We start from the raw sequence: 12,773 nt of genomic DNA, 5'->3' as shown, positions 1-12,773 counted from the left end.
GGACCGCCGTACTGGACACCCCAATCTATGAAGGACCACGAGCCGAGACGACGCTCGAGCGTTGGCATCAGATCCATGGCCTTCTCCGGCAGCATGTGAGCCTGCTCGAATGCGCCCGCCGACTGCAACTGTCCCTGAACACGGTCAAACGCTATGCCCGCGCCGACCGACCCGAGCGCATGCTCCGCGTCCCCAAGTACCGAGCCAGCCTCGTCGATCCCTATCGCGAGCACGCACCGGCTGCTTGAACCTCCTGCACAAGTGCATCAACCAAGGCCGCGCGGACGCCGACCGAAGCCATATCTCCCCGCGCAGGCTCGCCCGGATGCTCCTGACCAGGCCTGAGAACCTCAAGGCCGGGCATCGCGATCTCCTGGACCAGCTGACCGCCGCCTGCCCCGAGATGACCGACCTCGCCGGCGCCGTCCGGACTTTCGCCCAACTACTGAAGCCCCGGCCCGAGAACGCCGACGCACTCGGACTCGGACTCTGGATCACCCAAGTCCGCACAGCCGACCTGCCACACCTGCACGCCTTCACCCGCGGCCTCGAACGAGACCACGATGCCGTGATCGCCGCGGTCACACTTCCGTACAGCAACGGCCCCACCGAAGGCGTCAACACCAAAACCAAACGGATCGCACGCCAGATGCACGGACGCACAGGCTTCACCCTCCTCCGCCACCGCATCCTCCTCGGAGTAGCACCACCGTCCCCGACCCGGCATCCACACCGGTCGAAGACCTGTTCCAGCGGGACTTCACGGCCGTCGAGCCGGGGCGGAAATACAGGGGTGACATCACCTATCTCCCGCTCGAAGGCGGGAAGTTCCTCTATCCCGCAACAGTGTTGGACTGCTTCAGCCGCAAGATCGTCGGCTGGTCCATCGCCGACCACATGCGCACCACTCTGGTCGCCGACGCTCTGCGGATGGCCGCCGGTACCTGCGGCTCGCTGGACGGGGCGGTGTTCCACTCCGATCACCGATCAAGGGCCTACGCCAGCCTCTGCGACCATCTCAAAGTCACCCAGTCGATGGGTCGGCAGCAGCGCCGACAAGGCCGCCTGCGAAAGCTTTCCACGCCTCCCTCCAAGGCGCCCACGACTACGGCGACGCCACCACCTGCAGAAAGACGGCCTTGCCTGGCTGACCCGCTACAACACCCGCCGCCGACACTCCGCCAACGGCTACCTCAGCCCCGACGAATACGAACGCCGACACCACGCCGCTAAACTCACACTCGCCGCGTGACTGATAACCGCGTGCCCACCTTCACTGGGGGGAAGGCCCGAAGAACGCGTAGAACCGGTCCCACGGGCTCGTGGCGATTCGGAAGGTGCTGAGTCTCACCGAACGACAGGAGGTCCTGCACGTCCCAGTTCTACGCGGTCGAGGTCTTCGAGTTCAACGTGTCTGAGCCTGCGTGCGATTGCCTCGTGCACAGGTTCGGAAAGGCTGACCAGTCGGTGCGAGTGCTGCTGCCGGTGCCGGCCTGGCTGGAGGGATACTGACACGGGCAGATGCTCGACGCTGTCCGCTACCGTCGACAACGGAGTGAAGTGGCGGGCGGCGCCTGCGCCCTGTCCTCATGCATGCACTCTACCGAGAGTGGAGTGTGTGCATCGAACAGCGATCCTGGCCGGATGAAGTGCGGCTTGTGAGGCAAGCAGCCGGGACCTGAGGGGGTATTCCAGGTCAGCGGCCTTCGATGAGTTTCTTGTCGGTGATGCCGTTCTTCCTCAGCAGGCGCTCCAGTTCGGGAAGGTCGACGTGGTTACCGGTCGGGGTGACGGTCATGACGCCAGCGATGGTCCCGCCGGAGAACTTGTCCGTTCCCTTGGCTTTGAAGAACCGTCCGACCTTGGTACCGATACTGCCAGCCTTTTCCGACACCTTCAGCGAACCCATATATGTCGCTACCGCACCATCCGGGAGTGCAACTTCATCGAAGATCAGTACTGGATTTCGCGTGCCGCCGCCGTAGACTGCGAAAGAGATCGGGCTAACATCGCCACCTTCCCCCTTGGCCTTCAGATATCGCGACCTATTCCTTTTCTGGAGGCTGGCGTTCGCCTTCTGCAGGATCTCCAGCGCGGTCTTCCTCAACCGATCTTCATCGGGATCAAAACGGCCGTGCTCGCTGGGGCCTTCCTGCCCATGGTCGCTCTGCTCGGCAGCGGTCCGCCTAGACAAGAGAGCGGCGACGAACTGTTCGGAGGTGAAGCGGCCCGTCAGGACCTGCCAGTAGAGGTCTTTCGCGGCGGACTGGCCGGCGACGTCAGACCTGTCGATGATCTGGCAGAGGAAGTCGTCCAGCTCCTGGAGGTTGCATTCGGGCCAGTCCAGGAAGGCCCTCGCGGCGCCTACTGCCGCAGTCTGATCGCCCTTGGCTCGGAGCGCCAGCCAGGTACACATGTACAGGGCGTCGTTGCACCCTTCTGCCGTGATATGGCCTGCCTCGGCAAAGGGCGCGAGGTCGACTGCGATGCCCTCGGCCCCCCGCGAGTCCCAAGGGGCCAGAGATCGCACGAGCTTACGCAGCGTCGTCTCGTCCAACGAAACTAGACCAAGTTCGGCGGTGGCGGCAGTGACGGCTGCGTCCCAGTCGCCGCATGCTGCATGTCCAAGGAACTTCATCGATTGGACACCCTCCGTTCCGAGGCCGGTACCGCCTTCCTGCCCATGGTCCCTCTGCTCGGCAGCGGTCTGCGAAGCCGAGAGAGCAAGGGCGAGATCATGGGAGGTGAAGTGGCCCATCAGGAGCCACCGGTAGAGGTCTTGCGCGGCAGACTGGCCGGTGCCGTCAGACCTGCCGATGATCTGGCAGAGGAACTCATCCAGCCTCTGGAGGTTGCATTCGGGCCAGTTCAGGAAGGCCCTGGCGACGTCTACTGCCGCAGTCTGATCGCCCTTGGCTCGGAGCGCCAGCCAGGTATATAGGGACAGGGCGTCGTTGCACCGTTCTGCGGTGATGTGGCCTGCCTCGGCAAAGGGCGCGAGGTCGACTGCGATGTCCTCGGCCTCCCGCGAGTCCCCAGGGGCCAGGGATTGCACGAGCTCACGCAGCGTCGTCTCGTCCAACGAAACTAGACCAAGTTCGGCGGTGGCGGCAGTGACGGCTGCGTCCCAGTCGCCGCATGCTGCATGTCCAAGGAACTTCATTGATTCGACATCCTTCGTACTACACAGGAGTTCAGCGCTGGATTGAACCTCTCAATGGAATCTCATTCCTGGGGAGGGCTTGAAGAGAAGTCTGCCCATTCGGCCAGCTCCTTCTGCGCGGACAGGCAGCAGGGAAGGTTCTGTTCCCCTCCGACCCCGGGACACAAGGTGGATGCAACTGATCATCGCAACACCTTGAGCCTGGAGACGGGCGGTCGGTGGGACGGGCCACACGGATGATGGGTGCCCAGGGATGGCGTTGCGTGGTGATCAATCGTTTGCCGCGGACACGCTGGCAATGTATAGCTCAGGCATCAGGCGCTCGACCGTGCAGCGGGCCACAGCATGGCCCCTCCAGTTCAGCTCCCGGCAAACCTTCCGCGCTCCCAGGACAACGTAGTTGGCCTCGAAGACCTCGCTGATCAGCTCCCTCGGTTCGGCGTTCCGCACGGTCCGGCGGCGCGGATTCTGCGGTGGCTGTCGAGGATGGCGCGTACTTCCCGTTCGGTGAACTCGGCCATGTGCAGGCGGGGGGCCATTTCCTGCAGTTCGACGAGGAATGCGGTGCTAGTGCCGGTGCCGATGAGCTCGAGGGCTTCACGGGAGGCACGCTGGTAGTCGACGGCCGGTTCACGGAGCCCCGGGGGTGTCTCTATGTCTTTCGTCAAGGATGTGGTGCCAGGTATGAGGCTGTTTGGGATGGTCATGCGGCGAGTGTGACGGCGGGGATTCTGGACTCGTAGAAGGTGCCGTCGCGGAGCATGGCGAACAGGACGCTGATGCGTTGGCGGGCTAGGTGTATTGCCCAGTGAGGTTGGGGACGCGGCTGGCGGGTGGTTTGCCTGCGAGTGCGGTGTGTCCGCGGTGGTGATTGTAGGTGTGGAGCCATTGTGGGAACGCCTCGCGTCGCTCCTGCTCTGAGCGGTAGGGGCGGGCGTAGGCTCACTCCTCCAGCAGGGTGCGGTTGAGTCGTTCGACTTTGCCGATGCTCCTATAGCTGTCAAGGACGGTCAGGCTGCGGTCGCCAAGTCTTGTTGGGAGGGCGGCTGGGCTGGGATGCGGGGGCCGAGCAGGCGGCAGATCTCGCGTGCGATGTGCCGTTTCAAACACCGGATGGTCTCGGTCTCGGTCTTGGTCTTGCCTTCGGCCGCCCTGCGGGCGACGTAGGCGCGTGTGCGTGGTTCCCAGGCCATGCGGGTGACCGTGATCATGTAGAGGGCGTAGTTGGCCTGCCGGTCGCCTCCGCGGTTGAGGCGGTGGCGGTTGGTCTTGCCTGAGGATGCGGGGATCGGGGCGACTCCGCAGAGGTGGGCGAAGGCGGACTCGGATGTGCCGGCTTCACCCGACGGCCACCCCGAGGCCGGACCTGGGGCCGACGGGGTGTGACCCCGATCGTGACGGTCAGCGGCCGCCGCGCGGGACGGTTGTCGGTGGCCGGACTGATCGCGATGCAACCGGGGTCCCGAACCCGCCTGTGGCACCGTCTGCGCCGGCACCCCGCGGGCGGCGGTGCTCGCCGGAGCATGGGAGAGGACGACTTCATCGCTCTGGTCGACGGCGCTCACCAGCTCGTGCGGGCACCGATCGTTTTGATCTGGGACCGACTCAACACCCACGTCTCCCGCAAGATGCAGAACCTGATCGCCCGGCGCGACTGGCTGACCGTGTTCCTGCTGTTGGCCTACTCGCCCGATCTCAACCCCGTGGAATGGGTCTGGGCCCACGTCAAACGCAGTCTCGCCAACCTCGCCCTCATGGCCCTGGACCGCCTCGAAGGGGCCCCTCGGATTTTGGACACCGGAGAGACTTGGATCTTGATGGTCCAGGAGAACGGAGTCCCCGTGGGGATGAAGCACTATCCCGCCGAGTTCAAGGCGGACGCGGTCGCGTTGTACCGCTCAAGGCCGGGAGCGACGATCAAGTCCGTCGCCGCTGATCTCGGGGTGAACACCGAGACACTACGGAACTGGATCCGGGCCGCCGACGGTCGCCGACCTGGCGCCCATTGCGAGCCGCCGGCCGCCTCGCGGGCCGTCGGCGACGACGTTCAGGCGGAGCTGGCCGCCGCCCGCAAGAGGATCCGCGAGCTGGAGGAAGAACGGGACATCCTCCGCAAGGCGGCCCGGTATTTCGCGACGGAGACGCACTGGTGAACCGCTACCAGTTCGTTTCAAGATCCACCAGGACTCCGACGGCACCTACGGAGCCCCCGGAATCACCGCCGAACACCGCGACGAAGGCGGCCCGGTGGTCAACCACAAGCGCTTCGCCAGGATCATACGGACCATCGGGCTCGAGGGCGTCCGTCTGCGCCGCCGGCACCGGCACCACCGTCGCGGACCAGGCCGCGGCGAAGGCACCGGACCTGATCGGACGCGACTTCACCGCCGCCGCGGTCAACAGAAAGTACGTCGGCGACATCACATACCTGCCGGTCAGCGGCGCGAAGCCGCTCTATCTCGCGACCGTCATCGACCTCGCCTCACGCCGGCTGGCCGGGTGGGCCATCGCCGACCACATGCGAGCCGAGCTCGTCACCGACGCCCTGGCGGCAGCCGAGCGGACCCGCGGGAGCCTGGCCGGAGCGATCATGCACACGGACCACGGATCTCAATATTCGAGCAGCGCCTTCGCGGAAATCTGCAGGTCAGCAGGGCCCCGGCAGAACATGGGCGCGGTCGGATCCAACGCCGACAACGCAGCCGCGGAAAGCTTCAACACCGCCTTCAAGAGGGAGACGCTCAAAGGCCGGAAGACCGCCTGGTCGAGCGAGTGTGAGGCCAGGCTCGACGCCTTCCGCCGACTGACCCGATACAACACCCGACGCCGGCACTCCCGCCTCGGCCACCGGACCCCGATCACCCACGAGAACGACCTCCAACCAGCTGCAACTACCCTGACCCAAGCCGCATAGACGTGTTCAAAACCCGGGGTCAAGGCCCCACCAGTCACGGCTGACCAGGACATCTCATCAAGATCGTGTTACGAGCTCTAAGAGCTCGTAACACGATCATGATTCGGGTTTGTTGAGGTGTCGCCAGCAGATGAGGCTGCAGGCGAGGGAGACGAAGGCGTCGTGGAGTTCGGTGCGGCGTTCTCAGCGGACGGCGAGTCGTTTGAGCTGGTGGAGCAGGGCGAAGGTCTGCTCGACGACGTAGCGGAGCTTGCCCATGCCCTTGATGTTCGGGGCGCCCTTGCGGGAGGTTGGCCGCGGTGGTGATGACCTTGAGCGGGGTGCCGCGCCCGTCGCAGATCAGGTGGTGTTTGCTGCCTGTCTTCCTCCGGTCGACCGGCGACGGACCGGTGTCGGCGCCCCCTTTTTTCGCGCGGATGCGGGAGCCATCCACGCACGCCCTCGACCAGTCGAGCTGGTCGGCCGCGTTCAGCTCGGCGAGCAGGATGCGGTGCAACTGGTCGAAGACTCCGGCCGCTGCCACCGCTCCAGGCGCCGCCAACAGGTTGGCCCAGAGCCGAAGCCCAGCTCAGGTGGCAAAAGTTGCCAGGCGATGTCGTTGTGCAGGACGTACAAAATGCCGTGCAGACACAACCGGTCTGCCACCGGCCGCGGCCCTGGCGACCTCGCCGGCCAGGGCGACAGCAGCGACTCGATCAGTGCCCACAAGCCGTCGTCCACGATCCACGGCCGAGTACTCACACCACCACGAACGGCCGAATCATCACACCGGTCACGCCCCACCAGGACATCTCAACAAGATCCTGTAACGAGCTCTAAAGAGAATTTGAGAATGCCATTTTGCGCCCCGGGGCACGCCGCAGCCGGGCAAGTGCGTCCTCCTCGGCACGCAGACAGCGCTATCGAGAAGATCCGACGGCCCAAAAACTTTCCCGTATGCGCATTTTCTGCGTACCAACAGGGCAGCGATGGCTGAATTTGTTTCCATTCTCTTGTCCGCATGATCGGCCGACCGATAGGCATGGTTCCATGAACACATCTCGGCCGAGACACAGACGCTCCGGAACGTGGAAGCTGTTCCCGGTTCTCCCTTTCGTACCTTTCATGCCGTGGCAGCGGCCGGTGGGTCTAGCACTAGGATGCGCTGCGGTGATCGCCGCGTTTCCCGCCCCGGTCGAGCCTGCCGCCGAGACCGCCGCGGCTGCCGCCCAGAGCCGGATCCCCACGTCGGAGACCCGTATGACTGACATCGTCCGCGCTGGCGGAAGCTCCCCTGACTCCGTACGGCATCAGCCGACCGCTTCCGCCGAGAATCCCCTCAACGTGATCGCACCGCCAGTCCCCCGGCCCACACCCAAGCGATCGGCCGGTCCGCAGCCTGACCGTTCGGCCGGACCGTCCTTGAGTGCTTCGGTCGACAGCACGCCCTCCGGGTCCGTCCGCCCACCCGCCGCGGGCAGCGGGAAGAAGACCCATGGAACCGGTGGCGCATCCCAGGCGCCCGCGCAGGCAGTGGCGTACGCGCGGGCGCAGCTGGGCCGTGCGTACCGAATGGGCGGCATCGGCCCCGAGTCCTTCGACTGCTCCGGGCTCGTACTCTCCGCGTACCGGAGTGCCGGGGTCTCCTTGCCTCGGACGTCCCAGGCCCAGTCACGCCTGCACCCGGCGGCGGACCTGGAGACCGGGGACGTCCTCTACTGGGGCGTCCCGGGAGCGGCGACGCACGTGGCGCTGTACGTGGGTGGAGGCAAGTTCATCGGCGCACAGAACTCGCGCACAGGTGTGGTGGAGCGGTCGGTCGAGGGCAGCGGTTACACCGGGGCGGTCCGCGTCTCTTCCTGACGCGCAGGCCGAATCACTCCACCACCGCCCAACCGAGCAGGTGGTCCTGTGGGGCCGACTCATGGATCCCGAGACGGTCCACGAGCAGGGCCAGCGACCGTTCCGTCCGCTCGATGTCCCGCGTGAGCTCACAGACGCGCTGTTCCAGGGCGGTCAAGCGGCGGTCCAGCTCGGGCGACGTACATCTCATGGCTCGTCGTAGCCCTGGACCAGGCTGTCCGTGATGCCCCTGCCCAGGTGCGGCGAATATTCGACGCCGTTGATCTGGCCTATGTGGAGCGTGCCGTCACGCAGCACCGTGTAGCAGGAGCTGATTCCCCGGGCGATCAGCGCATTGCGTGGATCGAGGCCGACCTTGGCAGCGCCCCTCAGGAACGCCGCGTGGTCCAGCGGGCTTCCGACGGTGGCGGACGCCTTCAGAACGTAGGTGTACGCAGCGTCCACCGGTACCCCCGCGTACAAATTCTCGAAGTCGACGTTCGCCATTCCCCCGGCACCGTGTGCTCCCTTCATATGCCGGAAATAGCCATACGGCTCACCGGCGGACGTGAAGCCGTCGCGCCAGTCCCAGGCAACGATGACAGTGTTGCAATCACCCATTTCTCCGCTGCACAGCCCCTGCCCCGAGTCGTAGAGCTCCGTTGGGCTCTCAAGCCATCCCATGGGAATCTCGCGCACATTGAGCACGTGTCCTTCCGTCAGCCTCAGCGAGTCCTGCTCGCTCTGCTCGTCTCCCTCGTTCGACGACTCCGACTCGAATGAAGACGAATACGTGCCTGGAAACGAGTTCCCCACCGCGTACTCCGTCTCGACATCGCTCTGATACACCGCGACACCTCACTATGAATTGCGACTCCGCTATCAGTCGGCTAGGTTAGCCCCGTTACGCTGGCGGGCGTCTTCCCTACCAGACAGAAGAAGGGGCACTCTCGGTTTCCTCATGACCTCGAAGATGGAGGGCGGAAGTGCCCTTCACCTGGTGATCGCACTGCTGAGTATGTTGGCCAGCAGAGTCGGCGTTGATGTCATCCGGCCTGCCTCTCTGTGATCTCGGGTAGTAAGTGAGGTCCCTGCCCGGTATGGGTGCCATCGAGGGAGCATTTGTCTGGCACGAGCGGGTCGGAGAGGGGGACGAGCCGTACTGGCGGCAAAGTCGAATGCGAGCAGGTGACCCCGGCAGGGCCAATTGTCCGATACAGGGCTCCGCCTCATCGGGCAGAGCGGGGGCCCTATGTGTTTGGTCAAGCTGATGAGGTGGGTTGGGGTTCGTAGAAGGTGCCGTCTCGGGGCATGGCAAAGAGGACGCCGGCTCGCCGTCGGGCGAGGCAGAGCAGTGCTTGGGTGTGGTGCTTGCCTTGAGCGATCTTCCGGTCGTAGTAGGCCTGGGATCGTGGGTCGGCGAGGACGGCTAACGCGGAGAGGAAGAAGGCCGGTTTGTGCTGCTTGCTTCCGCGTCGGGATGGTTGTTCTCCGCGGAATGACGACCCTGAACTGCGGGTTGCCGGGGCGAGGCCGGCGTAGGCGGCCAGGTGAGCGGCGGACGGGAACGAACTGCCGTCGCCGACGTCGATGAGGATGCGGGCTCCGGTCCTGACGCCGATCCCCGGCATGGACGTCAGGACCTTGGAAAGAGGGTGATTCTCCAGCAGTTCTCGATCCTTGTGGCGAGGAGTGTCCGCTGGTCGAGCTGGCGAGGCTTGGGACGATCAGGGCGGCCGCGTCCGTGCCCGGGACGATGACGGTCTGTTCGTCCAGTGCGGTGAAGATGTCCTCAACCAGTCGCTCGGCCATCCGCGGCGCCTTCGGACGAATCAAGGTCACCAGCCGCGGCGTCCGCCCTTGCGGATCTGAGCGAGAGCGCCGAACTGGTCGAGGAACTTGAGCCGCTGGATGCTGCACTCGCGGACCCAGGACCCGCTCCAGCGACGGATGGATCTGCGTCAGAGGCCCCGCAACCGGTTGCATCCGCGTTGCTCCGCCGACCAGGTCGTCGTCGAACCCGACGATCATCTCCGGCTCGGCGATGGTCTCGTCCTCGAGGTCGACCGAGCGGAGAGTGTGGGGCATGACACTGGCCGCGTCCGCGATGACGAACGCGTCACGGGCATCGGTCTTGGCCCCGCCCGGATAGAGATCGGCGACCCGCCGCATCGTCAGCCCCGGCAGATAGGCCACAGGGCAGCCCATGTCCCGCGCCACCGCCAGTGGCAGGGCTCCGATCGAGGCCGGCTGGTCGACCACGACGAGCACGGTCCCGTGCTTGGCCTGCAGCTTTCCGAAAATCTCGAGGAGCCTGGGTTCGCTGTTGGGCAGCCGTTTATCGAAGGCATTCTTCCCGGCCGGCGTGAGCCGGTGCCCCCCCAAGACATGCGATCGACAGGGGGAGAAGTCATGCCGACTCCGGAGGCCGGGCGCCCCATTGCGGGGCAACCAAAACGGCAATGGGGGGATCCTGCCCGGAAGGGCGCTCGAAAGGTCCTAGTGGAAGCGGTGGTTGGAGGGACAGTGGAGGTCGTTGCCGCCGGATTCGTCACTGGACCGGCACCCGGCTCGTGCCCTCGTTCAGGAAGTGGTCCCAAATGCAGGCCGAAGACATGTTCCACGGAGTGCGCCTCGACGCGTTGCTCGTCGAGTTCACGACGGCAGTCGCCCTGCTGGACAACGATGCCCGTGACGGCGTCCTGCCCCGCGAACCCGGCCGTGGCCAGGTCCTGCAGTGGTTCACCGGTCTCCTGGCGAAGCAGGACCAGTGGGGGGCACCTGTACCGCTCTGGGAGGGCCGCACCACCCTGGCCGCCTTCTTCGACCTGGCCGTCCTCCCTACCGAGGCCGGCTGTGCGCTGGGCGACGAGCTGCTGCGGATCATCCGGAGCGAACCCGGCGGCCACGAGTGGTCCGAAGGGCTGCTCCGCGTCACGGGCATCGGCTTCCGCGTCGTGTTCGAAGACGTCGCCAGGTTCATCGACCAACAGGACATCTGAGGGCTCGGCCACCCCGGGGATTCCCGACCTCCTCTGCGAGGGTCGGTGGCTCAGCCGGGTCGGTGGAGGCACCGGATCCCTCGACGGACGCTGTCGATGTTCGGTCTGCGGATCTGACGGCACCCGAGACAGCGGGATACCCAGGGGAGCCGACTCGCACCCGGATAGGGGACCAGCGGCTCGTATCCGGCCTCACGGAATTCTGCCGTGGCCTGATCGGCTGATACGTGACGAGAGCTCCTGCACCTGCACCGGCTCCCGGAACGTATGCAGGAGAGCCTCGGGAAGCGCTCGGTTCCGCAGTGCACACAGCGCGCTCTCCACTGTGCTTCCGTCCTGCCGGGATAGGGTTCCAGCGGTTCGTATCCGGCGGCGTGGATCTCCGTGAGGGCAGTTTTCATCGCGTTGGCCGCACGATGGCGGCAACGCCGTCCCGAGCGGATGCGGTTGAGGCTGGGGGTCGCCTCGAACCCGCAGATCACGCACCGGGCCCTCCATGACGCGATCACTTTCCCCGGATACTCCTCGAGCGGCTTGTATCCGGCCCGGAGCATCTCCTCCCACGCCTCCTCTGGAGCAATGGAGCCGGTTCTTTTGGGCATTTCCACCGTCCTTACGATTAGCCGCCTTCCGACTTCGGCTTGTCTGTGGCGACGTCAAGTTCCGATTACCTCAGCGTAATCAGGGAAAGCCTCGGCATCAGCGGTACTTTAGTGCCGTGCTACGCCGAATCCGGAAGGACTTGCGTACCGTCCCGGCGGCTACCGGACCACGGTCTTGGCGCTGCCCTTGTCGCCTGTTGATCTCTCGGTGACCCAGGCGGGCACCGGCTGGTCCCCGCGCAGGGCGTCCCAGACCGCACTGGCCGCGTCGGCGAGCGGGACGACACGGTTGGGGTCGAGGGGGTCCGCGGTGACGGGGAGAGTGATCATGTGGAGGTTCCCGGCATCGAGGCCCTGGAAGTCCCGGGCGAACCCGAGGAGCGACGTCACGTCGCCGAGTGCGGTGTCGGTGGTGATCGCCTTCGTGGCTGTGTCGGCCAGCGAGAGCAGCCGTTTGGGACTGTCGAAGATGCCGATGCCGTTGACCTGCTTGACGAGCGCCTTCACGAAGGCTTGCTGCAGCTGGATCCGGCCCAGGTCGCTGCCGTCGCCGACGCTCTTGCGGGTCCGGACCAACCCCAGGGCCTGCTCGCCATCGAGCCTGCTGGTGCCCACGGGGAGATCGAGGTGGCTCGAACCGTCCTTGATCGGCTTATTGGTGGTCACTTCTACGCCGCCGAGACCGTCGACGATCTTCTTGAAGCCGGTGAAGTCGACTTCAATGTAGTGGTCCATCCGGAGCCCCGACAACGCCTCAACCGTCTTGACGGCGCAGGCCGCTCCTCCGACGGAGAAGGACTCGTTGAACATCGCACGCCGACTGCCTGGATCCGTGCCGCCGTCTCGCGTGGTGCAGGCGGGCCGGGCGACCATGGTGTCGCGCGGGATCGATATCGCTTCGGCCTTTTGGCGGCCCTCGTACAGGTGCACGATCATCGCGGTGTCGGAGCGGGCCGAGCCATCGTCGTGGCCGTACTCGGAGTTGGCACCGTTTCGGGAATCGGATCCCAGGACGAGGATGTCCATCGATCCGTTGTCAACGTTTTGCGGGCGGTCGTCACCCAGCGCCTGGTCGATGTCGACCGTCTGCAGATTGTCGTTGAACTTCAGAAAGAGGTATCCGAGTCCCGCGATCCCCAGGACCACGACACTCGCCACGGTCCACTCGGCCACCTGGACGAGCCATCGGGCCCCGCGCTTCCGGTGACGTCCCCGAGAGCCGGGCACGCGCGATGCCGCGCTATGTCTCACGTGCTCTCCTCAAGGCGTCG

General features: G+C 65.4%; 9 protein-coding genes and 7 pseudogenes. 6 read left to right on the top strand and 10 right to left on the bottom strand.

Annotated elements, in window-relative coordinates:
- A pseudogene (locus AB0D66_RS30925) lies at positions 1-700 on the top strand (transposase); the annotation flags it as partial.
- A gap of 44 nt (positions 701-744) precedes the next feature.
- On the top strand, positions 745-1,233 hold the full coding sequence (locus AB0D66_RS30920) for a DDE-type integrase/transposase/recombinase (RefSeq protein ID WP_362310535.1): 489 nt from the start codon (positions 745-747) through the stop codon (positions 1,231-1,233).
- A 463-nt stretch (positions 1,234-1,696) separates the two neighbouring features.
- Here the strand turns inward: AB0D66_RS30920 and AB0D66_RS30915 are convergent, their stop codons facing one another.
- From AB0D66_RS30915 to AB0D66_RS30895, 5 genes and pseudogenes are all read right to left on the bottom strand, one after another.
- Entirely contained in the window at positions 1,697-3,163 is a 1,467-nt protein-coding gene (locus tag AB0D66_RS30915) for a hypothetical protein (RefSeq protein ID WP_362310532.1), read from the bottom strand.
- 270 nt (positions 3,164-3,433) lie between these two features.
- A complete protein-coding gene (locus AB0D66_RS30910; RefSeq protein ID WP_362310531.1) occupies positions 3,434-3,613 on the bottom strand; it encodes an IS3 family transposase in 180 nt (59 codons plus the stop codon).
- Positions 3,586-3,870, bottom strand: a complete 285-nt coding sequence (locus tag AB0D66_RS30905; RefSeq protein WP_362310530.1) for a hypothetical protein — start codon at positions 3,868-3,870, stop codon at positions 3,586-3,588. Before AB0D66_RS30905 ends, AB0D66_RS30910 begins: the two co-directional genes overlap by 28 nt.
- Positions 3,871-3,955: 85 nt before the next feature.
- A pseudogene (locus tag AB0D66_RS30900) lies at positions 3,956-4,159 on the bottom strand (integrase core domain-containing protein); the annotation flags it as partial.
- A 14-nt stretch (positions 4,160-4,173) separates the two neighbouring features.
- A pseudogene (locus AB0D66_RS30895) lies at positions 4,174-4,491 on the bottom strand (transposase); the annotation flags it as partial.
- On the opposite strand from AB0D66_RS30895, the pseudogene AB0D66_RS30890 reads away from it, so the two are divergent.
- A pseudogene (locus tag AB0D66_RS30890) lies at positions 4,471-4,848 on the top strand (transposase); the annotation flags it as partial. The pseudogenes AB0D66_RS30895 and AB0D66_RS30890 overlap by 21 nt on opposite strands.
- 156 nt (positions 4,849-5,004) lie before the next feature.
- A pseudogene (locus AB0D66_RS30885) lies at positions 5,005-6,077 on the top strand (IS3 family transposase).
- A 96-nt stretch (positions 6,078-6,173) separates the two neighbouring features.
- Here the strand turns inward: AB0D66_RS30885 and AB0D66_RS30880 are convergent.
- Positions 6,174-6,818, bottom strand: a pseudogene (locus AB0D66_RS30880) (IS5 family transposase).
- A 660-nt stretch (positions 6,819-7,478) separates the two neighbouring features.
- On the opposite strand from AB0D66_RS30880, the gene AB0D66_RS30875 reads away from it, so the two are divergent.
- On the top strand, positions 7,479-7,919 hold the full coding sequence (locus tag AB0D66_RS30875) for a C40 family peptidase (protein WP_362310529.1): 441 nt from the start codon (positions 7,479-7,481) through the stop codon (positions 7,917-7,919).
- A 13-nt stretch (positions 7,920-7,932) separates the two neighbouring features.
- On the opposite strand, the gene AB0D66_RS30870 is transcribed toward AB0D66_RS30875, so the two are convergent.
- The 3 genes and pseudogenes from AB0D66_RS30870 to AB0D66_RS30860 form a co-directional block, all read right to left on the bottom strand.
- Entirely contained in the window at positions 7,933-8,076 is a 144-nt protein-coding gene (locus AB0D66_RS30870; RefSeq protein ID WP_362310528.1) for a hypothetical protein, read from the bottom strand.
- Positions 8,077-8,105: 29 nt separating this feature from the next.
- Positions 8,106-8,747: a hypothetical protein gene (locus AB0D66_RS30865; protein WP_362310527.1), complete on the bottom strand. Its 642-nt coding sequence runs from the start codon at positions 8,745-8,747 to the stop codon at positions 8,106-8,108.
- Positions 8,748-9,160: 413 nt separating this feature from the next.
- Positions 9,161-10,277, bottom strand: a pseudogene (locus AB0D66_RS30860) (IS110 family transposase); the annotation flags it as partial.
- A gap of 221 nt (positions 10,278-10,498) precedes the next feature.
- On the opposite strand from AB0D66_RS30860, the gene AB0D66_RS30855 reads away from it, so the two are divergent.
- Positions 10,499-10,900, top strand: a complete 402-nt coding sequence (locus AB0D66_RS30855) for a hypothetical protein (protein WP_362310526.1) — start codon at positions 10,499-10,501, stop codon at positions 10,898-10,900.
- A 761-nt stretch (positions 10,901-11,661) separates the two neighbouring features.
- Here the strand turns inward: AB0D66_RS30855 and AB0D66_RS30850 are convergent.
- The gene (locus tag AB0D66_RS30850; protein WP_362310534.1) at positions 11,662-12,729 is read right to left on the bottom strand and encodes an LCP family protein; all 1,068 of its coding nucleotides are present in this window, start codon (positions 12,727-12,729) and stop codon (positions 11,662-11,664) included.
- Between the last annotated feature and the right edge of the window lie 44 nt (positions 12,730-12,773).

The organism is Streptomyces sp. NPDC048270, assembly GCF_040652335.1.
Lineage (GTDB): Bacteria > Actinomycetota > Actinomycetes > Streptomycetales > Streptomycetaceae > Streptomyces.
The sequence above is the reverse complement of the archived record's forward strand: the minus strand, read 5'-3'. Positions and strand labels throughout refer to the sequence as shown.

Bases quoted from the DNA above. Each gene is read 5' to 3' on its own strand.
- AB0D66_RS30855 (WP_362310526.1), top strand. From the start codon at position 10,499: ATGCAGGCCGAAGACATGTTCCACGGAGTGCGCCTCGACGCGTTGCTC.
- AB0D66_RS30915 (WP_362310532.1), bottom strand. From the start codon at position 3,163: ATGAAGTTCCTTGGACATGCAGCATGCGGCGACTGGGACGCAGCCGTC.
- AB0D66_RS30905 (WP_362310530.1), bottom strand. From the start codon at position 3,870: ATGACCATCCCAAACAGCCTCATACCTGGCACCACATCCTTGACGAAA.